This window comes from Streptomyces sp. NPDC057136 (assembly GCF_042670885.1).
Taxonomy (GTDB): Bacteria; Actinomycetota; Actinomycetes; order Streptomycetales; family Streptomycetaceae; genus Streptomyces.
In genome coordinates this window covers 196,164-214,882 of sequence record NZ_JBHUUV010000010.1, presented here as the reverse complement: position 1 = coordinate 214,882, position 18,719 = coordinate 196,164, and the positions used below count along the sequence as shown (strand labels likewise).

Genomic DNA, 18,719 nt, shown 5'->3' with positions numbered 1-18,719 from the left:
GGGCGAGGTGAAGCTTCTGTGCCGAGTGGAAGGGTTGCCCTGACGGGAGTCAAGAAAGGGCAAAGGAAATGCCGGATCCTGGCTCGAATCCGCCCTTCCGGTCACATCTTCCCGCCCCGGCGCCGAACGCGTACGGCCTTGCCCCCACCGGCTGTTGGGGCATCCGGCGGGGCCGTCGGGTCAGCCGCGGCGCAGCAGCCGCGAGGCGCCCGCCGCGACCGTCGTGGCCAGTATCCAGCCCAGCAGGACGAGCGCCGCCCCCACCCACTGCCAGCCGCCCTCCAGTCGCCAGTAACCGTCCTGCCCGAGGTTGATCACCGGAACCAGCAGATCGAGCGCGTACAGGGCGGCGTTCCACTCCGGGTGCTCGTCCTGCTTGATCGCCGCGGGGTCGTACTGGGAGAACGCCACCGCGCCCGCTGCCCACAGCACCGCCATCCACACCGCCGCCCGCCCCGGCCGGTAGCCGTACGCCACCGTCCAGTCCTGGAGGTAGCCCCACAGTCTGGCGGCGGGCGGCAGCGTCTCCCGGCGCCGCCGCTGCTTGGCGAGCAGCACCTCGCGGGCGTCCGCGTCCTCGCCGCAGCTGCGCAGGACGGCGGCGAGCCGCTCGTACGGCTCGGGTACGTACTCCGGGGTCGCCGCCAGCACCCATTCCAGCCGCCGGGAGAGCGGGAAGTGCCCGTACGGGACGAGGTTCTCGTACACGAAACCGCCCATCGCCAGACCGCCCGGGCCAGGCCAGCTGGTCGACACGTCGATCAACGTGACGACCTTCGCGCCGTTCAGGACGACCCGGCCTTCCTCCGGGCGCTCCGCGTTGAAACGCAGCTCGGGTGTGACGATCCTGCGCAGCGACAGCTCCTCGTGCCGGGCCAGCACGAACCGGGCCTTGTGCAGATCCACCGCGTCACCGAACCTGCCGTCGTCCAGCCGCACCCCGCCCCGGCACTCGAAAACCTGGGAGCGGGTGCCGCGCGCCGGGGTGCCCGACGACCGTGTGATGCCGTATGGGGGAGTCGTGCCCTGGTTCCCCGTGTCGACGCTCACCCAGGCCTCGGTCATGTACAGCGTGCGTTCGACGGTCAGCTGCGGGGCGTTCAGCGCCCGCCGCCCCTCCGTGCCCCGCAGCCTGCTGCCGCGCAGGCTCAGCGAACCGCCGACCTTCGCGCCGCGCAGGCTCAGCTCCCCGCGCGTCTCGATCATCTCGGCCTGAAGGTCCTGCGCCACCGCGAGACCGTCGGCGGTCAGGGCGCGGCCCCGCCGGTCGGGGCCGACGCTGATCTGGTTGATCAGCAGGTCCGTACCGATCTGGGCGTCCGTGAGCCGTATGCCGTTCTCGATCCGGCAGCGCGGCAGATGCAGATCGCCCTCGGTGTGCAGCCGGGCCGCCTCCAGACGCGGAATCGCGCAGCCGACCATCCGCAGGGTCGTGAAGTGGCACTCGGGCAGCACGACCTCCTGCTCGAAACGGCAGCCCGTCAGCTCGACGTACGGGGAGACACGCCCGCCCGCCAGATCCAGCCGCCCCGTGATCCGTACACCCCGGAGCTTCAGCGCCGCCACCCGGCCGGGCCGCGCCGCCGGCCCGCTCAGCAGCAGCCTGGCCACCGTCCGGGCGCCGACACTCCGCTCGGGTCCCCAGATATGCGCCGCGAACGGATCGTCGCGCACCGGGTCATGGGTGCGCAGATCGTAGGTGGTGCCGTTCCGGAAGGACTGCCACATACCCAGCTCCGCTGCGCTGAGGCCGTCCGGGATATCGCCATCCTGCGGCTCGGTCACTGCCGTCCCCTCTGTGCAGATGTCGTACGTACGTTCTTCCCCTGGTGTAACGGCGTGAACGCTAATAGCCAGCAGTGACAGCCGGGGCATGTATCAGCCAGTGATACGGACGTCCGGGCGCCGGAAGCGGTCTGCGAGAATTGGGGTGTGATCTCTCGAATCGATCTGCGCGGCAATGCCCTCCCCGAGGGCGGCGACCTGCGCGACCTGCTGCCCCGTGCCGAGTTCGACGTGGAAGCCGCCCTGGAAACGGTGCGGCCCATCTGCGAGGACGTACGCCATCGTGGCTCCGCGGCGGTGATCGAGTGGGGGAAGAAACTCGACGGCGTACGCATCGATTCGATCCGGGTCCCGGCCGAGGCCCTCACCGAGGCGCTGGAGCAGCTCGACCCCGCTGTGCGCGCCGCGCTGGAGGAGTCGATCCGCCGCGCCCGGCTCGTCCACCGCGAGCAGCGCCGCACCACGCACACCACCCAGGTCGTCCCGGGCGGCACGGTCACCGAGAAGTGGGTGCCCGTCGAGCGCGTCGGGCTCTACGTACCGGGTGGCCGCTCCGTCTACCCCTCGTCCGTCGTCATGAACGTCGTACCGGCCCAGGAGGCGGGCGTCGAAGGCATCGCCGTCTCCTCGCCACCGCAGAAGGAGTTCGGCGGACTGCCGCACCCCACCATCCTCGCCGCCTGCGCCCTGCTCGACGTCGACGAGGTGTACGCGGCGGGCGGCTCCCAGGCCATCGCGATGTTCGCGTACGGCACCGAGGACTGCCTGCCCGTGAACCTGGTCACCGGCCCCGGCAACATCTACGTCGCCGCGGCCAAGCGCCTCCTCAAGGGTCGTATCGGCATCGACGCCGAAGCCGGCCCGACCGAGATCGCGATCCTCGCCGACGCGACCGCCGACCCGGTACACGTCGCCGCCGACCTGATCAGCCAGGCCGAGCACGACCCGATGGCCGCCGCCGTCCTCGTCACCGACTCCGAAGAGCTGGCCGCCGCCACCGAGGCCGAGCTGAAGCCGCAGATCGCCGCGACCAAGCACGTCACGGACCGCATCGAGCCCGCCCTGGCCGGCCGTCAGTCCGCGATCGTCCTGGTCAACGACCTGGAGGACGGCCTCAAGGTCGTCAACGCGTACGCCGCCGAGCACCTGGAGATCCAGACCGCGGACGCCGCTGCCGTGGCGGACCGGGTCCGCAACGCCGGAGCGATCTTTGTCGGCCCGTGGTCGCCGGTCTCCCTCGGGGACTACTGCGCGGGCTCCAACCACGTCCTGCCCACCGGCGGCTGCGCCTGCCACTCCTCGGGCCTCTCCGTGCAGTCCTTCCTGCGCGGCATCCACATCGTCGACTACACGCGCGACGCTCTCGCCGAGGCCACGCACCACGTCGTGACCCTCGCCGAGGCCGAGGATCTCCCCGCGCACGGCGCCGCACTCAAGGCCAGGTTCGGGTGGAAGGTTCCGCAGCAGTGAGCAACGACAGCGCCACGCGCAATCCCTGGGACGACCTGCCGATCCGGGACGAGCTGCGCGGCCAGTCCCCCTACGGGGCGCCGCAGCTCGACGTACCCGTACGTCTGAACACCAACGAGAATCCGTACCCGCTGCCCGAGGCGCTGGTCGACCGGATCGCCGAGCGGGTCCGCGAGGCCGCCCGAGACCTCAACCGCTACCCCGACCGGGACGCCGTCGAGCTCCGTACCGAACTCGCCCGCTACCTCACCCGCACCGCCGGACACGAGGTCGGCTTCGCCAACGTCTGGGCGGCCAACGGGTCCAACGAGGTGCTCCAGCAGCTGCTGCAGACCTTCGGCGGCCCGGGGCGCACGGCGATCGGCTTCGAGCCCTCGTACTCGATGCACGCCCTCATCGCGCGCGGCACCGGCACCGGGTGGATCTCCGGACCGCGCAACGACGACTTCACCATCGATGTCGAGGCGGCCCGCAAGACCATCGCCGAGCAGCGGCCGGACGTCGTCTTCATCACCTCGCCCAACAACCCCACCGGCACCGCCGTCGACGCGAAGACCGTCCTCGACCTGTACGAGGCGGCGCAGGCGGCCAAGCCGTCGATGGTCGTCGTCGACGAGGCGTACGGCGAATTCAGCCACCACCCCTCGCTGCTCCCGCTGATCGAGGGCCGCCCCAACCTGGTGCTCTCGCGCACCATGTCGAAGGCGTTCGGCGCCGCCGGACTGCGCCTCGGCTACCTCGCCGCGGACCAGGCCGTCGTCGACGCCGTACAGCTGGTGCGACTGCCGTACCACCTGTCCTCCATCACCCAGGCCACCGCGCTCGCCGCCCTGGAACACACCGATACGCTGCTCGGGTACGTCGCGCAGCTCAAGAGCGAGCGCGACCGGATCGTCGACGAGCTGCGTGCTCTCGGCTTCGACGTGACCGACTCGGACGCCAACTTCGTCCAGTTCGGCCGCTTCGCCGACAGCCGCACCGCCTGGCAGCAGATCCTCGACCAGGGCGTCCTGGTCCGGGACAACGGTGTACCGGGATGGCTGCGGGTCTCCGCAGGGACCCCGGCCGAGAACGACGCGTTCCTCGATGCGGCGCGCACGCTTGTCACTGAGAACGCCAAGAAGGAGCACGAGGCATGAACCCCCGCGTAGGCCGCGTGGAACGCACCACGAAGGAAACGTCCGTGCTCGTCGAGATTAACCTCGACGGCACCGGGAAAGTCGATGTGTCGACGGGGGTCGGCTTTTACGACCACATGCTCGACCAGCTCGGCCGCCACGGACTCTTCGACCTCACGGTCAAGACCGACGGCGACCTGCACATCGACTCGCACCACACCATCGAGGACACCGCCCTCGCGCTCGGCGCCGCCTTCAAGCAGGCCCTCGGCGACAAGGTCGGCATCTACCGCTTCGGCAACTGCACCGTCCCGCTGGACGAGTCGCTCGCCCAGGTCACCGTCGACCTCTCCGGCCGCCCGTACCTGGTGCACACCGAGCCCGAGAAGATGGCGCCGATGATCGGCGAGTACGACACGACGATGACCCGGCACATCCTGGAGTCCTTCGTCGCCCAGGCGCAGATCGCCCTGCACGTCCACGTGCCGTACGGGCGCAACGCCCACCACATCGTGGAGTGCCAGTTCAAGGCGCTGGCCCGCGCCCTGCGGTACGCCTCCGAGCGCGACACGCGCGCCGCCGGAATCCTTCCCTCCACGAAGGGCGCGCTGTGACCGGGCTCAATACGATTCTGATCGTCGTCGGCCTCTTCCTGGCCGGCGGCGTCTACTCCTTCTCGAAGCAGGACATGCCCAAGGGCCTCGTCGTGCTGCTCGGGATCGGCTCCGTGATGTGCCTGCTCGCGGGCATTCTGCGGATTCAGGGACTCTGGGGCTGAGGGGCGTCTGTGAGTGACAAGAAGAAGGTCGTCGTCTTCGACTACGGCTTCGGCAACGTGCGTTCCGCCGAGCGGGCCCTGGCCCACGTCGGCGCGGACGTCGAGATCACCCGCGACTTCGACACGGCGATGAACGCCGACGGGCTGCTGGTGCCCGGCGTCGGAGCGTTCTCCGCCTGCATGGAGGGTCTGAAGAAGGCCCGCGGCGAATGGGTCATCGGCCGCAGGCTGGCCGGCGGACGCCCCGTCATGGGCATCTGCGTCGGCATGCAGATCCTGTTCGAGCGCGGCATCGAGCACGGCGTGGAGACGGAAGGGCTGGACGAGTGGCCCGGCACCGTCGGCCCGCTCAGGGCCGACGTCGTCCCGCACATGGGCTGGAACACCGTGGATGCCCCCGAGGACTCCCAGCTCTTCGCCGGTCTGGACCCCGAGGCCCGGTACTACTTCGTGCACTCCTACGCGGCGCACGACTGGTCCCTCGAAGTCACCAACGCCAAGATCCGTGCCCCCAGGGTCACCTGGTCCACGCACGGCGAGCGCTTCGTGGCGGCCGTGGAGAACGGCGCGCTGTGGGCCACCCAGTTCCACCCCGAGAAGTCCGGCGATGCCGGCGCCCAGCTGCTGACCAACTGGATCGAGACGCTGTAATGCCGAAGCTTGAACTGCTCCCCGCCGTCGATGTCCGCGACGGCCAGGCCGTCCGCCTCGTCCACGGCGAGTCCGGCTCCGAGACCTCGTACGGCGACCCCCTGCAGGCCGCCCTCACGTGGCAGCAGGCGGGCGCCGAATGGCTGCACCTCGTGGACCTGGACGCCGCCTTCGGCACCGGTGACAACCGGGCGCAGATCGCCGAGGTCGCCCGCTCCATGGACATCAAGGTGGAGCTCTCCGGCGGCATCCGCGACGACGCCTCGCTCGCCGCGGCCCTCGCCACCGGCTGCACCCGCGTCAACCTCGGCACCGCCGCACTGGAGACCCCGGAGTGGGTCGCCAAGGTGATCGCCGAGCACGGCGACAAGATCGCCGTCGGCCTGGACGTCCGCGGCACCACCCTGCGCGGCCGCGGCTGGACCCGCGACGGCGGAGACCTCTACGAGACGCTCGCCCGCCTCGACTCCGAGGGCTGCGCCCGCTACGTCGTCACCGACATCGCCAAGGACGGCACGCTCCAGGGCCCCAACCTGGAACTGCTCAAGAACGTCTGCGCCGCCACCGACAAGCCCGTCGTCGCCTCCGGCGGCGTCTCCTCGCTGGACGACCTGCGGGCGATCTCCTCGCTCGTCGTGGACGGCGTCGAGGGCGCGATCGTCGGCAAGGCGCTGTACGCGAAGGCCTTCACCCTGGAAGAGGCGCTCAAGGCGGTCTCCGCATGACGGACTCCGTGCGCCGCGTCTCCACCGGCGCCCCCTGGGAGGAGAGGTTCGGCTACTCCCGCGCCGTGGAGCTGCCCAGCGGACTCGTCCTGGTCTCCGGCTGCACGTCGGTGGTCAGGGGCGAGATCTCGGCGGGCAGCCCGTACGAGCAGACCAGGACCTCCTTCGACGTCGCCTTCGACGCACTGAAGGAGCTCGGCCTCGGCCGCGAGGACGTCGTCCGTACCCGGATGTACATCACGCACGCCCGGGACGTCGACGAGGTGGGCCGCGCCCACAAGGAACTGTTCGACGACGTCCGGCCCGCCGCCTCGATGATCATCGTGTCCGGGTTCGTCGAACCGAGCCTGGTCGTCGAGGTCGAGGTCGAAGCATTCAGGGACGGTACGAAGTGAGCCTCGCGGTCCGAGTCATTCCCTGCCTGGACGTCGACAACGGCCGGGTCGTCAAGGGCGTCAACTTCCAGAATCTGCGCGACGCCGGTGACCCCGTCGAGATGGCGAAGCTGTACGACGCCGAGGGCGCCGACGAGCTGACCTTCCTCGACATCACCGCGTCCAGCGGCGACCGGGAGACCACGTACGACGTGGTGCGCCGCACCGCCGAGCAGGTCTTCATCCCGCTCACGGTCGGCGGCGGTGTCCGCACTACCGAGGACGTCGACAAGCTGCTGCGCGCCGGGGCCGACAAGGTCGGCGTCAACACCGCGGCGATCGCCCGGCCCGACCTGATCCGCGAGATCGCCGAACGCTTCGGGCGCCAGGTGCTCGTGCTCTCGGTCGACGCCCGGCGTACCCCCGCGGGAACGTTCGAGGTGACGACGCACGGCGGCCGCAAGGGCACCGGCATCGACGCCGTCGAGTGGGCGCACCGGGCCGCCGAGCTCGGCGCGGGCGAGATCCTGCTCAACTCGATGGACGCCGACGGCACGAAGGACGGCTACGACACCGAGATGATCGCGGCCGTACGCGCGCACGTCACGGTCCCCGTCATCGCCTCCGGCGGCGCGGGCCGGCTCGCGGACTTCGCGCCGGCCATCGAGGCGGGCGCCGACGCGGTGCTCGCAGCGTCCGTCTTCCACTTCGGTGACCTGCGGATCTCCGAGGTCAAGGGCGCTCTGCGGGAAGCCGGTCACCCGGTCCGCTGAGGTCTCTTCCGGTGGGGCCCGGTCGCGAAGACCGGTGATCTCGCCGGTGTGCGCGCACGGGGTGCACCGCGAAAGTGGCGACCGCCGACGAACAACGGCGGCAGCCACGCGGTGCACCCCGAAGCCTTGGGCGAGGTTCTCGGTCCCCGAGCGGTGGCGGTACGTCTCTCCGTGAGCCCCGGACGGTCGATCACCATCTGCGTAACGTCTTCGCCACCCTGGGTGTCAGGTCCCGCACCGACCTCGCCAGGGTGCTGGGCCGCCCTTAGGGCCCGAAGTTCCGGGCCCGGGTTCGCGCAGATGATCCGGGAGGTTGCAGGACCGTGATGATAAGAACTCCGCAGACCCCTAGGTACCGACTGGGCGGTATGCCATTCTGCGGGCGTCAGGATCATTCGGTGTGCTCGTGCCCAAGGCCGGGCCGGGTGCACCGGAGCCGGTCTGTCCACGAGCCGGCCGATTCCCGGTGGAGGCCGCCATGCCACAGGTCGTACGTTCACGGATCAGGGCGCTGCACGGACCGCCCCCCGTAGCGCCGTTGCCACACCGCTTCCGTTCGCTGGCCGACCGCGAGGCCATCGCCGTACTGCACCGGGCCGCCCGGGTGCTGGTCGCGGGGCTCCCCGAGCTCACGGACCGGCTCGTCGAGGCGCTCCGGGAGCAGGAACCGGCGTACCGCACGGCCATCGAGAACGAACCGGCCGAGGTGTGGCAGGAGGTGCACCACTCGCTGCGGCACAACGTCGGTTCCCTGATCCAGCCCCGCGAGTTCCGGGACGCCGCCCACCGGACCTCCCGGTGGATCGGCGAGGCCCGCGCCAAGCAGGGCGTGCCCCTCGACGCGGTGCTGCACGCCTTCCGGATGGGCGGCGCGATGGTCTGGCAGGACCTCGTCGACGAGACCGCGCGCCGCCATCCCGAGGACATCCGGCTGCTCGTCCATGTCGCAGCCGACGTCTGGAACTTCGTCGACGAGCACTGCGCCGTGGTCGCGGACGCCTACCGGCAGGCCGAACGCCGGCTGGTCTGGCGGCGCGAGAACCGGCAGCGTCTGATGACGGCCGCCCTGCTCGACGGCACGGCACGGATCGCGGACCTGCCGGATGCCGCGGCGATGCTGGGGCTGCCCGTGGACGGCCGGTACGCGGTGCTCGCGGTCTCCGCCGCGCGCCGCGCCCCGCACGGCGCGGGCGAGCAGCCCGTGACGCTGCCCGCCGGTACGGACGTGCTCTGGCATCCGGGCCAGGACGCGGAGTTCGCGATTCTGGCGCTGAGCGGGGGGCCCGCCGCTCAGCAGGACGGTGATCACGGCCCGGCGGAGGGTGACGGTGCCGCCCCGCCCTGTCAGGAGGAACTCGCCTCGGTCGCCGCGGAGTTGACGGTGGCGCCGGGGACCCGGGTCGGCATCAGCTCCGTGGTCGGCGGGCTCGCCGCGCTCGGTGACGCCCGTCGGCTGGCCGAGACCGCGCTGCGGGCCTGCCCCTCGTCGGGCGGCGTCGTCCAGCTCGACGAGCACCTGCCGACCGCGCTCGTCGTCTCGTCCCCGGGTCTCGGCAGGGCGCTGGCCGCCCGGGTGCTCGGGCCGCTCGACCGCCTCGATCCGGCGGACCGCGACGTACTGATCGAGACGCTCACCGCCTGGCTCGACTCCGACGGTTCGGCGCAGCGGGCGGGGGCGCGGCTGTACTGCCACCGCAACACGGTGCTCAACCGTCTGCGGCGCTTCGAGCAGCTGACGGGCCGGTGCCTGACCCGCCCGTCCGACGCGGTGGAAGTGTCCCTGGCGCTCGCGGCCCGCCGCCTGCTCGGCACCTGAGGGCGGGGCGGGGGCCGCGGTTCTCGATCGCCGGACAGGCTCACCCTGCGCCGGGTATGTGCCCCCGCACAGACCTCCCCCCGGCACCCTGTCCCCACGCCCCCGCCCCGCGCCGGCCGCTGTACCCGGTCCCGGCCGTCTGGTGCCGTAACCGGTATGACACCACCACCTCCGGCACCGGAGCCCCGCCGATGAGCGGCGCCTTCGACGCCCGGTCCCTCGCCGTCGTCATCTTTCTCGGGTTCGTCGCCGTGTCCCTGCTCCTGTGCGGTCTGGCCGCCGCCGACCAGGACGACCCCGAGCACTTCTACGCGGGCGGCGGCGCCGCGCTCGGCCCGGTGGGCGGGGGGCTCGCCATCGCCGGGGACTACATCTCCGCCGCCACCCTGCTCTCCACCACCGGCTCCGTCGCGCTCGCCGGATTCGACGGAGTGCTGTTCGCCCTCGCGACCGTCGCCTCGCTGGTCCTCGTCATGCGCGTGCTCGCCGAACGGATGCGCCGCAAGGGCGTGTTCACCCTCGGCGACTTCCTGGCCGACCGGCTCGGCGACCGCTCCGTGCGCCGGGCGCTCGGTGTCACCACCCTCGTCGTCCTCGTGCCCCTCCTGCTGGTGCAGCTCACCACCGCGGGACACGTCATGACTGCGATGTTCGGACTGCCGGACGGCGCGCTCACCGGCTGCACCGTCGCCAGCGGCGCCCTGATGATCTGCTACTCGGCGTTCGGCGGCATGCGCGGCAGCGGCTACATCCAGATCCTCAAGGTCGGCGTCGTCCTGGCCGCGGTCACCCTGCTCGCGGGGCTCGTACTCGCCCGGTACGGCTGGTCCCCGTTCGCGCTCTTCGAGGCCGCGCGGAACGGGAGCGGGCAGGGCGGGGCCTACGCACGCCCCGGGCTCCAGTTCGGCCACGGGTTCGCCGGCGGCCTCGATCTCATCGGCTTCCAGTGCACGCTCGTCCTCGGCGCCGCCTGCATGCCGCACATCATGATGCGGCTGTATCCGCTGCGGGACACCTACACCGCGCGCCGCGCCGCCGTCTGGTCCGTGGGCCCGGTCGCCCTCCTGTGCGCCGGGATCGTCGTCGTCGGACTCGGCGCCTCGGCCCTGCTCGGCCACGGCATCCTGCGCGCAGCCGATCCGGCGGGCAACACCGCCCTGCTCCTGGTCACCGGCGCCCTCGACCCGGGCGCCGACGGACCCCGGCACAGCCCGCTGTTCGCCCTCGTCGCCTGCGCCGCCTTCGCCACCACCCTTGCCGCCGTCGCCGGTATCACCCTGGCCGCCGCGTCGTCCCTCGCCCGCGACTTCGCCGCGCGGTCCGGTGCCCAGGGTGCCGGGAAGGCATCCCGCCGGGAGATCCGGCTGGCCCGCTGGACCGTCGTCGCGATCGGCGCACTCTCCGTCCTCGCGTCCACGTACACCCAGGACCGCAACCCGCAGGTGCTGCTCTCCCTCTCCTTCGCAGCCGCGGCCTCGATCCTGCCGCCCGTGCTGCTGTACGCCCTCTTCCGGCCGGGCTTCACCGCCCGCGGGGTGCGCTGGATCGTGTACGGGACGCTGCCGCTGATCCTCGTCCTGATGACGCTGTCGCCCGCCGTCTCCGGGACACCCGTCGCGCTCTTGCCGGAGTGGGACTTCCGCTGGTTCCCGCTCCAGACCCCGGGCCTGGTGACGATCCCCGCCGGCTTCCTGCTGGGGCTGCTGGGCTCGCGCACGCCGGCACCGATCGCCCGCCGGAACCGCACAGCGTTCTTTGCGCAATAGGACTTGTGCAATAAATATTGTGCAAGTTTTCTTTCCTGTCTACGCTGGAGGGCATGGCAAGCAACGAATCCCGCCGGGTCTCCGACCTCGGCACGCTCAAGGCGTTCGGGCACCCGCTGCGGATGAAGCTCTACCGCGCGCTCTACATCGCCCGCCGGGCCACCGCCTCGCAACTGGCCGAACAGGTCGACGAGGCGGTCTCGCTCGTCAGCTACCACCTGCGCAAGCTCGCCGACCACGGTCTGATCGAGCCTGCCGAGGGGGAGGGCCACGACGGCCGCGAACGCTGGTGGCAGCCCGCGTCCAAGGGGCTGAACTTCCACGACGAGGACTTCAGCGACGCGCCCGAGAAGGCCGCCACCCACGCGGCCGTCGGCCGGCTCTCGTTCGATCAGCGCATCGAGCTCTACCGCGGCTACCTCGATGCGCAGCAGAGCTGGTCGCCGGAATGGCGCAGCGCCGCCTCCAGCTCCGAATACCTGACCAGGCTCACCGCCGAGGAGCTGGCCACGCTCACCCGCGAGATGCACGAACTGATCGACAGGTACGAGGAGATGGGCCGCACCCGTGACGAGGCCGGCGACACGGAGGGCCGCGAGAACGTCGCCCTGCATCTGTACGGCTTCCCGTTCCGCATCTGATCCGGCGCGCCGAGAGGACGACCCGTGACCGCCACGCTCACGCCCACCCGCGCTCCCGAACGCCCCGCCCACCGCGACGGCAACGTACTGCGCTGGCTCGGCGCGTACACCGCGTCGATGATCGGCGACAGCGTCTACTTCATGGCACTCGCCTGGGCTGCGACCCGTACCGGAAGCGCAGCCCAGACCGGACTCGTGCTCGCCCTGGGTTCCATACCCAGAGCGGTCCTGATGCTCGGCGGGGGAGTCGTCGCCGACCGGTTCGGACCCCGCCGTGTGGTCATCGGCAGCGACGCCGCACGCTGCGTCGTCGTCCTCGGCCTGGCCGGCACGCTGGTCTTCACCTCACCCGCGCTGTGGATGCTGATCGTCGTCGCGCTCGTCTTCGGCGCGGTCGACGCCCTCTTCCTGCCCGCCGTCGGAGCCCTGCCGCCGAGGATCAGCGTCCCCGGGCAGCTGGCCCGTATCCAGGGACTGCGCGGACTCGCCACCCGTGTCGCCAATGTCGCCGGAGCCCCGCTCGGCGGCGCGGCGGTGGCCATCGGCGGGCCCCGGCTCGCCTTCGCGGCGGCCGGGATGCTCTTCGCGGTCTCGCTGCCGCTGCTCATCGCCGTACGCATCCGACCGCTGCCGGAGCAGAAGAACCCGGAGGAGAAGAACCCCGAGCGGGACAGTCCCGCACAGGACAGCGCCGAGCAGGACGCCCCCGCACACGAAGACCCCGGTCCGCGCCCGCCCGCCACGGCCTGGCGGGAGCTGACCGACGGGCTGCGGTACGCCCGCCGCCATCCCCTGCTCGGCCCGCTCCTGCTCGTCATCGCCATCAGCGAGCTCGGCTTCGTCGGACCCCTGAACCTCGGACTCATCCTGCTCGCCGAGCAGCGCGGCTGGGGCGCGGCCGGCATGGGCTGGATCGTCGCCGGGTTCGGGACCGGTGCGGGAGCGGCCGCCCTGCTCCTCGCCGTACGGGGGAGGGTGCCCCGCGCCGGACTCGTCATGTGCCTGACCGCGATGGTCGGCGCGGTCGCGATCGGCGCACTCGCCTACGCCCCGTCGGTGGCCCTGGCGGCCGTCACCGGGGTCCTCGTCGGCCTCTTCGCCGGGCTGGCCGGCTCCCTGTGCGCGGCCCTCGTCCAGACCGCCGCCGACCCCTCCTACCTGGGCAGGGTCACCTCGGTCTCGACGCTCTTCACCCACGCCGTCTCGCCGCTCAGCTACCCCGTCACGGGGGCGGCCGTCGCCGCCTGGGGCGCCGGCCCCGTCTTCGTGACCTCTGCCGGTCTCTGCGTGGCGGGAGGCGCCGTCGGCCTGGCCGTCACCACGCTGCGCCGCGCCGAACTCCCGCGCTGAGACCGGCGGCCCTCCGCCCTACATACCGAGCTGCGACAACTGCAGCCTGGCCACGGTGTCCTCGTCGCCCTCCAGTCCCACCTTCGCCGTGTCCTGACGCCCGAACACGAACATCAGCAGCTCTCCCGGCTCGCCGGTGACCGTCACCACCGGGGAGCCCTTGTGGGCGACCGCCGTCTGGCCGTCCGGGCGGCGCAGCACAAGACCGACCGGGGACCGGCGGCCCACCAGCCGAGCCGTCCGTTCGAGGCGCGACCACAGCACTTCGGCGAAGACCGGGTCCACCTCGCGCGGCGACCAGTCCGGCTGGGCCCGGCGCACATCCTCGGCGTGCACAAAGAACTCGACCGTGTTGGCCGCCTCGTCCACCTGTTTGAGAGCGAACGGGGACAGGCGCGGGGGACCTGTACGGATGAGCTGGATCAGCTCCTCGTACGGCTTCGCGGCGAACTCGGCCTGCACCCGCTCCAGCCGGTTCTTCAGCGCTCCCAGCAGCACTCCGCCGGCCGCGTCCGGACGGCGCTCGCGCACCACCACATGAGCGGCCAGATCACGGGTACGCCAGCCGTCGCAGAGAGTAGGCGCATCGGGGCCCGCCGCCTCCAACAGGTCGGCGAACAGAAGACGTTCACGCTTCGCATGGGTCGACATGTACGCCAGCGTACGACCGGGCCCCGCGGTCCGCCCAGTGGACGCACGCCCGGACGGCCCTCCCCGCCACGGCACAATGGGCACATGACCAGCACGCCTTCGCCCGGTACGCCGTCGCCCGGCACGCCCGCCAGCAACCTCGACCCCGCCATCGCCGCCCGCCTCAAGCGCGGCGCCGACGGACTGGTCCCGGCCATCGCCCAGCAGTACGACACGGGCGAGGTACTGATGCTCGGCTGGATGGACGACGAGGCGCTGCACCGCACCCTCGCCACGGGCCGCTGCACCTACTGGTCGCGCAGCCGCCAGGAGTACTGGGTGAAGGGCGACACCTCCGGCCACATCCAGCAGGTCAAGTCCGTCGCCCTCGACTGCGACGCCGACACCGTCCTCGTCCGGGTGGATCAGACGGGCGCCGCCTGCCACACGGGCGACCGCACCTGTTTCGACGCCGACGTCCTCCCCCTCGCGCAGTAAGGTCACCGGCCATGGATCTCGAGACCTTCCGCAAGCTGGCCGTCGACCGGCGCGTCATCCCCGTCAGCCGCCGGCTCCTCGCGGACGGCGACACCCCGGTCGGGCTCTACCGCAAGCTCGCGGCCGAACGCACCGGCACCTTCCTCCTCGAATCCGCGGAGAACGGCCGGACCTGGTCCCGCTACTCCTTCATCGGTGTCCGCAGCGCCGCCACCCTGACCACCCGCGACGGGCAGGCCCACTGGCTCGGCACCCCGCCCGTCGGAGTCCCCGCCGACGGGGACCCGCTGCACGCCCTGCGCGTCACCATCGACACCCTCCACACCCCCCGCGACCTGGCCGTCGACGAGAAACTGCCGCCGTTCACCGGTGGCATGGTCGGCTACCTCGGTTACGACATCGTGCGCCGGCTGGAGCGGATCGAGGAGCACGGCGGCGACGACCTGAAGCTCCCCGAGCTCACCATGCTGCTCACCTCGGACCTCGCCGTCCTCGACCACTGGGACGGCACGGTCCTCCTGATCGCCAACGCGATCAACCACAACGACCTGCAGACCGGTGTCGACGAGGCGTACACGGACGCCGTGACCAGGCTCGACGCCATGGAACAGGACCTGCGCCGCCCCGTCGAGAACACCCCCGCCGCGCTGCCGCCCTCCGAGCTCCCGCCGTACACCGCACTGTGGGGCGGCAAGGCGTACCAGGACGCCGTCGACGACATCAAGGAGCGCATCAGGGCCGGCGAAGCCTTCCAGGTGGTGCCCTCCCAGCGCTTCGAGACCCCGTGCACGGCGAGCGCCCTGGACGTCTACCGGGTGCTGCGCGCCACCAATCCCTCGCCGTACATGTACCTCTTCCGCTTCGACGGCTTCGACGTCGTCGGCTCCAGCCCGGAAGCCCTGGTCAAGGTCGAGGACGGGCGGGCCATGGTCCACCCCATCGCGGGCACCCGGCACCGCGGCGCCACCCCGCAGGAGGACCAGGCGCTCGCGGACGAACTCCTCGCCGACCCGAAGGAGCGCGCCGAGCACCTGATGCTCGTCGACCTCGGCCGCAACGACCTGGGGCGGGTCTGCGAACCCGGCAGCGTCGAGGTCGTCGACTTCATGTCCGTCGAGCGGTACTCGCACGTCATGCACATCGTCTCCACCGTCACCGGCCGAGTCGCCGAGGACCGCACCGCGTTCGACGTCCTCACCGCCTGCTTCCCGGCGGGCACCCTCTCCGGGGCGCCCAAGCCGCGCGCGATGCAGATCATCGAGGAACTGGAACCGACCCGGCGCGGTCTTTACGGAGGCTGCGTCGGCTATCTCGACTTCGCGGGCGACTCCGACACCGCGATCGCCATCCGCACCGCCCTGCTCCGAGACGGCACCGCGTACGTCCAGGCCGGAGCGGGCGTCGTCGCCGACTCCGACCCGGTCGCCGAGGACACCGAATGCCGCAACAAGGCCGCCGCGGTCCTCCGCGCGGTCCACACGGCCAACCGCCTCCACGCCCCCTGAGGGCGTAGGGGATAGTGGAGTACGTGAGTGCTGTGCCCGTACCCCAGACCCGTGCCCCAGCCGCCGCCGCGCCCGACAGCGCGGGAAGCCGCCGGAGCCTGGCCGCCGCCCTGCTCCTCGGGGCGGCAGGCTCGACCGTCGTCCTGCTCGCGTCCGGACAGACGTGGGCCGAGGGCGAGGCCGCCGTCGGCGGCGGGACCCTGCCGCTGACGGCCGATGGGCAGGACGTCACCGGCCTCCCCGCGGCCCTGGCCATCGTCGCGCTGGCCGCCCTCGTCGCCGTGTTCGCCGTCCGGGGCGGCAGCCGTGCGCTCGTCGCGGGGCTCCTCGCCCTCAGCGGCCTCGGCGCGGGCCTGAGTGCCTACCTCGGCGCCTCGGACAGCGCGGCCCTCGACGAGAAGGCCGCGCAGACCACCGGCAACACCTCGGCCACCATCGACGCCCTGACCCACACCGCATGGCCGTACGTCACGGCCGTCGGCGGGCTGCTGATCCTCCTCGCCGGGCTGCTCGCCCTGCGCTACGGAAGCCGCTGGCCCACCATGTCGGGACGGTACGAGCGCGACGGCACCCCCCGCCCCCGCAAGGCCGCACCCGCCGCCCCGGACCCCGACCGGCCCGAGGACCTGTGGAAGGCCCTGGACCGCGGCGAAGACCCGACTCGCGAGGTATGACCCCCGGCTCACGTCGTATCCGCACGTACGGGACAATGGCCCCGAGCTTTCTGTACAGCGATACCTTCAGCGCAACACCAACGAGGAGCAACTCATGGCGGGCACCAGCCACGGACACACCCCGGCCGCCTGGACCGGTGTCATCATCGCGTTCATCGGCTTCTGTGTCGCAGGCGTCTTCATGGTCGCGGCCAACCCGCTCGGCTTCTGGGCCGGCATCGCCGTCGTCTTCATCGGCGGGATCGTCGGTCTCGCGATGAGGGCCGCCGGTCTCGGCATGCCGAGGGAGTCTGCGGAACTGGCGCAGGCCAGGGCCCGGGCGGGACAGGCCCAGATCTCCTGACGTCCGGCCACCGGAAACACCACGCGAGGCGCAGCCCGGCCCGGGCTGCGCCTTTCCGTATGAGCAGGGACAATCACCGGGTGGACGCCTCGCCAGCACAAGACGCCGCCCCGCCCCCGGCCGGGCCCCCGGCCGCGCCGCCGTACGCACCTGTCTTCGCCCCCGTGCCCGCCTCCCGGCTCAGGCGGCTCGCCACGCCCGTCGGCGTGCTGGCCGTCGTCGTCGGAGCCTTCGCCTACGTGGGCACGGTCGACCCGAACGAGCCGGGCCACTACCCGGTCTGCCCGCTGCTCCGGCTCACCGGCGTGCTCTGCCCCGGCTGCGGCGGACTGCGCAGCGCCCACGCCGTCGCGCACGGCGACCTCGCCACCGCACTCGGCTCGAACGCGTTCGCTGTCGTCGGCTACGCCGTGTTCGCCGCCGTCTGGGTGCTGTGGATGGTCCGCGCGAGTCGGGGGGAGCGACTGCGTATCACGCTCGCCCCGGTCTACTGGTGGGGTATCGGCGCGCTATTGCTGATCTTCGCGGTCGTCCGGAATCTGCCGTTCGGATCGGCGCTGGCGCCGTGAATGCCCAGGTAGTGGGACGCGTGTCCACACGATGTCAGCCCAATGGCCTCCTGCGGATACCATCGGGATAGCTGGTCCTGTTGTCTCATCACCGTCATCACCGTTCCGGAAGGGGGCCGCTCGCGTGAGTGTGCTCGACGAGATCATCGAAGGCGTTCGCGCCGACCTCGCGGAGCGGCAGGCGCGCGTCAGCCTCGAGGAGCTCAAGGAGCGCGCAGCCCGCGCTCCCGCGGCGAAGGACGGGGTCGCCGCACTGCGCGGCGAAGGCGTGACCGTCATCTGCGAGGTCAAGCGTTCCAGCCCCTCCAAGGGGGCCCTGGCTGCGATCGCCGACCCGGCCGCGCTCGCCGCGGACTACGAGGCCGGCGGCGCGTCCGTCATCTCCGTCCTCACCGAGGAGCGCCGTTTCGGCGGCTCGCTCGCGGACCTGGAGGCCGTCCGCGCGAAGGTCGACATCCCGATCCTCCGCAAGGACTTCATCGTCAGCTCGTACCAGCTGTGGGAGGCCCGCGCCTACGGCGCCGACCTCGCCCTGCTGATCGTCGCAGCCCTCGACCAGGAGGCCCTGGTCTCGCTGATCGAGCGCGCCGAGTCGATCGGCCTGACGCCGATCGTCGAGGCGCACGACGAGGAGGAGGCGGAGCGTGCCGTCGACGCCGGAGCGAAGATCATCGGTGTCAACGCGCGCAACCTGAAGGATCTGAAGGTCGACCGCTCCACCTTCGAGCGCGTCGCGCCCGAGATCCCCGACCACATCGTGAAGATCGCCGAGTCCGGAGTCCGCGGCCCGCACGACCTGATCGCGTACGCCAACGCGGGCGCCGACGCCGTGCTCGTCGGCGAGTCCCTGGTCACCGGCCGCGACCCGCGGGCCGCCGTCGCCGACCTGGTCGCCGCGGGTGCCCACCCGGCACTCCGGCACGGACGGAGCTGACCCTCCCGATGTCCGCCGACCGTCCCGCCTGCCGCGTCCGGCCGGGCCTGCGCCCCGCCGGGGCGACGGCCCGGGTCCCGCACGCGCCGCTGGCGCGCGGCTGCCGCCCCCGTGGCTGCCGCGCCCCCGCCAGGCGCGTGCACGGTCGGCGCGTGCGGTACGTGATCGGCGACGAGCCGGGACAGGTCAACGGCATGCGATGGCGCACGGGGTCCGCGCCGTAGCGAGCCCCGGCCGTCACCCCTCGTCACACACGAGGGACACGCACGACCGCATCACACCGACCGCACCGCGGTCGGCGTGGCGCTCCGCTCACGGC

At 71.8% G+C, this 18,719-nt stretch carries 21 protein-coding genes and 1 pseudogene; 20 read left to right on the top strand and 2 right to left on the bottom strand.

Annotated elements, in window-relative coordinates:
* Positions 1–180: 180 nt before the first annotated feature.
* On the bottom strand, positions 181–1,785 hold the full coding sequence (locus tag ACFT7S_RS15775) for an oxidoreductase (protein WP_382731829.1): 1,605 nt from the start codon (positions 1,783–1,785) through the stop codon (positions 181–183).
* Between the two features lie 147 nt (positions 1,786–1,932).
* Here ACFT7S_RS15775 and hisD point away from each other — a divergent pair, with 147 nt between their 5' ends.
* The 13 genes and pseudogenes from hisD to ACFT7S_RS15710 all read left to right on the top strand — a co-directional run bounded on the left by hisD (position 1,933) and on the right by ACFT7S_RS15710 (position 13,247).
* The gene (gene hisD / locus ACFT7S_RS15770; RefSeq protein ID WP_382731827.1) at positions 1,933–3,255 is read left to right on the top strand and encodes a histidinol dehydrogenase; all 1,323 of its coding nucleotides are present in this window, start codon (positions 1,933–1,935) and stop codon (positions 3,253–3,255) included.
* Positions 3,252–4,394, top strand: a complete 1,143-nt coding sequence (locus tag ACFT7S_RS15765; protein ID WP_382731824.1) for a histidinol-phosphate transaminase — start codon at positions 3,252–3,254, stop codon at positions 4,392–4,394. Before hisD ends, ACFT7S_RS15765 begins: the two co-directional genes overlap by 4 nt.
* Positions 4,391–4,987: an imidazoleglycerol-phosphate dehydratase HisB gene (gene hisB / locus ACFT7S_RS15760; RefSeq protein ID WP_328909649.1), complete on the top strand. Its 597-nt coding sequence runs from the start codon at positions 4,391–4,393 to the stop codon at positions 4,985–4,987. The genes ACFT7S_RS15765 and hisB overlap by 4 nt, the downstream gene beginning before the upstream one ends.
* Positions 4,984–5,151: a hypothetical protein gene (locus ACFT7S_RS15755; RefSeq protein WP_382731821.1), complete on the top strand. Its 168-nt coding sequence runs from the start codon at positions 4,984–4,986 to the stop codon at positions 5,149–5,151. Before hisB ends, ACFT7S_RS15755 begins: the two co-directional genes overlap by 4 nt.
* Before the next feature lie 9 nt (positions 5,152–5,160).
* Positions 5,161–5,802, top strand: coding sequence for an imidazole glycerol phosphate synthase subunit HisH (gene hisH / locus ACFT7S_RS15750; protein ID WP_382731818.1), 642 nt, complete (start codon positions 5,161–5,163; stop codon positions 5,800–5,802).
* Complete coding sequence (priA, locus tag ACFT7S_RS15745; RefSeq protein ID WP_382731815.1) at positions 5,802–6,527, top strand: bifunctional 1-(5-phosphoribosyl)-5-((5-phosphoribosylamino)methylideneamino)imidazole-4-carboxamide isomerase/phosphoribosylanthranilate isomerase PriA; 726 nt, start codon at positions 5,802–5,804, stop codon at positions 6,525–6,527. Before hisH ends, priA begins: the two co-directional genes overlap by 1 nt.
* The gene (locus ACFT7S_RS15740; protein WP_382731812.1) at positions 6,524–6,922 is read left to right on the top strand and encodes a RidA family protein; all 399 of its coding nucleotides are present in this window, start codon (positions 6,524–6,526) and stop codon (positions 6,920–6,922) included. Before priA ends, ACFT7S_RS15740 begins: the two co-directional genes overlap by 4 nt.
* Entirely contained in the window at positions 6,919–7,674 is a 756-nt protein-coding gene (hisF, locus tag ACFT7S_RS15735) for an imidazole glycerol phosphate synthase subunit HisF (RefSeq protein ID WP_382731810.1), read from the top strand. The genes ACFT7S_RS15740 and hisF overlap by 4 nt, the downstream gene beginning before the upstream one ends.
* Before the next feature lie 147 nt (positions 7,675–7,821).
* Positions 7,822–7,943, top strand: a pseudogene (locus ACFT7S_RS15730) (LuxR C-terminal-related transcriptional regulator); the annotation flags it as partial.
* Positions 7,944–8,152: 209 nt separating this feature from the next.
* The gene (locus ACFT7S_RS15725) at positions 8,153–9,490 is read left to right on the top strand and encodes a helix-turn-helix domain-containing protein (RefSeq protein WP_382731807.1); all 1,338 of its coding nucleotides are present in this window, start codon (positions 8,153–8,155) and stop codon (positions 9,488–9,490) included.
* A 191-nt stretch (positions 9,491–9,681) separates the two neighbouring features.
* Complete coding sequence (locus tag ACFT7S_RS15720; protein ID WP_382731804.1) at positions 9,682–11,256, top strand: cation acetate symporter; 1,575 nt, start codon at positions 9,682–9,684, stop codon at positions 11,254–11,256.
* 53 nt (positions 11,257–11,309) lie between these two features.
* Positions 11,310–11,897 carry a winged helix-turn-helix domain-containing protein gene (locus ACFT7S_RS15715; RefSeq protein WP_382731801.1) on the top strand — a complete coding sequence of 196 codons (588 nt, stop codon included), beginning with the start codon at positions 11,310–11,312 and terminating at the stop codon, positions 11,895–11,897.
* A 24-nt stretch (positions 11,898–11,921) separates the two neighbouring features.
* Positions 11,922–13,247, top strand: a complete 1,326-nt coding sequence (locus tag ACFT7S_RS15710) for an MFS transporter (RefSeq protein WP_382731798.1) — start codon at positions 11,922–11,924, stop codon at positions 13,245–13,247.
* An 18-nt stretch (positions 13,248–13,265) separates the two neighbouring features.
* On the opposite strand, the gene ACFT7S_RS15705 is transcribed toward ACFT7S_RS15710, so the two are convergent.
* Positions 13,266–13,898, bottom strand: a complete 633-nt coding sequence (locus ACFT7S_RS15705) for a TIGR03085 family metal-binding protein (RefSeq protein ID WP_382731795.1) — start codon at positions 13,896–13,898, stop codon at positions 13,266–13,268.
* Between the two features lie 84 nt (positions 13,899–13,982).
* Between ACFT7S_RS15705 and hisI the strand changes: the two genes are divergently transcribed.
* From hisI to trpM, 7 genes are all read left to right on the top strand, one after another.
* Positions 13,983–14,375: a phosphoribosyl-AMP cyclohydrolase gene (hisI, locus tag ACFT7S_RS15700; protein WP_382731793.1), complete on the top strand. Its 393-nt coding sequence runs from the start codon at positions 13,983–13,985 to the stop codon at positions 14,373–14,375.
* 11 nt (positions 14,376–14,386) lie between these two features.
* Positions 14,387–15,880: an anthranilate synthase component I gene (locus ACFT7S_RS15695; RefSeq protein ID WP_382731790.1), complete on the top strand. Its 1,494-nt coding sequence runs from the start codon at positions 14,387–14,389 to the stop codon at positions 15,878–15,880.
* A 14-nt stretch (positions 15,881–15,894) separates the two neighbouring features.
* Positions 15,895–16,554: a TIGR02234 family membrane protein gene (locus ACFT7S_RS15690; protein WP_382731787.1), complete on the top strand. Its 660-nt coding sequence runs from the start codon at positions 15,895–15,897 to the stop codon at positions 16,552–16,554.
* A gap of 94 nt (positions 16,555–16,648) precedes the next feature.
* Entirely contained in the window at positions 16,649–16,897 is a 249-nt protein-coding gene (locus ACFT7S_RS15685; protein ID WP_382731785.1) for an HGxxPAAW family protein, read from the top strand.
* A 59-nt stretch (positions 16,898–16,956) separates the two neighbouring features.
* Entirely contained in the window at positions 16,957–17,466 is a 510-nt protein-coding gene (locus tag ACFT7S_RS15680) for a DUF2752 domain-containing protein (RefSeq protein WP_382731782.1), read from the top strand.
* 124 nt (positions 17,467–17,590) lie between these two features.
* Positions 17,591–18,400 (top strand): indole-3-glycerol phosphate synthase TrpC, encoded by an 810-nt coding sequence (trpC, locus tag ACFT7S_RS15675; RefSeq protein WP_382731779.1) that lies wholly within the window; start codon positions 17,591–17,593, stop codon positions 18,398–18,400.
* Between the two features lie 8 nt (positions 18,401–18,408).
* Complete coding sequence (gene trpM / locus ACFT7S_RS15670) at positions 18,409–18,624, top strand: tryptophan biosynthesis modulator TrpM (protein WP_382731776.1); 216 nt, start codon at positions 18,409–18,411, stop codon at positions 18,622–18,624.
* The last annotated feature ends 95 nt before the right edge of the window (positions 18,625–18,719 follow it).

Coding starts and splice junctions, on each gene's coding strand:
- priA (WP_382731815.1), top strand. CDS start 5,802: ATGCCGAAGCTTGAACTGCTCCCCGCCGTCGATGTCCGCGACGGCCAG.
- ACFT7S_RS15705 (WP_382731795.1), bottom strand. CDS start 13,898: ATGTCGACCCATGCGAAGCGTGAACGTCTTCTGTTCGCCGACCTGTTG.
- ACFT7S_RS15720 (WP_382731804.1), top strand. CDS start 9,682: ATGAGCGGCGCCTTCGACGCCCGGTCCCTCGCCGTCGTCATCTTTCTC.
- ACFT7S_RS15680 (WP_382731782.1), top strand. CDS start 16,957: ATGAGCAGGGACAATCACCGGGTGGACGCCTCGCCAGCACAAGACGCC.
- ACFT7S_RS15695 (WP_382731790.1), top strand. CDS start 14,387: ATGGATCTCGAGACCTTCCGCAAGCTGGCCGTCGACCGGCGCGTCATC.
- ACFT7S_RS15715 (WP_382731801.1), top strand. CDS start 11,310: ATGGCAAGCAACGAATCCCGCCGGGTCTCCGACCTCGGCACGCTCAAG.
- trpM (WP_382731776.1), top strand. CDS start 18,409: ATGTCCGCCGACCGTCCCGCCTGCCGCGTCCGGCCGGGCCTGCGCCCC.
- hisB (WP_328909649.1), top strand. CDS start 4,391: ATGAACCCCCGCGTAGGCCGCGTGGAACGCACCACGAAGGAAACGTCC.
- ACFT7S_RS15685 (WP_382731785.1), top strand. CDS start 16,649: ATGGCGGGCACCAGCCACGGACACACCCCGGCCGCCTGGACCGGTGTC.
- ACFT7S_RS15740 (WP_382731812.1), top strand. CDS start 6,524: ATGACGGACTCCGTGCGCCGCGTCTCCACCGGCGCCCCCTGGGAGGAG.
- ACFT7S_RS15725 (WP_382731807.1), top strand. CDS start 8,153: ATGCCACAGGTCGTACGTTCACGGATCAGGGCGCTGCACGGACCGCCC.
- hisI (WP_382731793.1), top strand. CDS start 13,983: ATGACCAGCACGCCTTCGCCCGGTACGCCGTCGCCCGGCACGCCCGCC.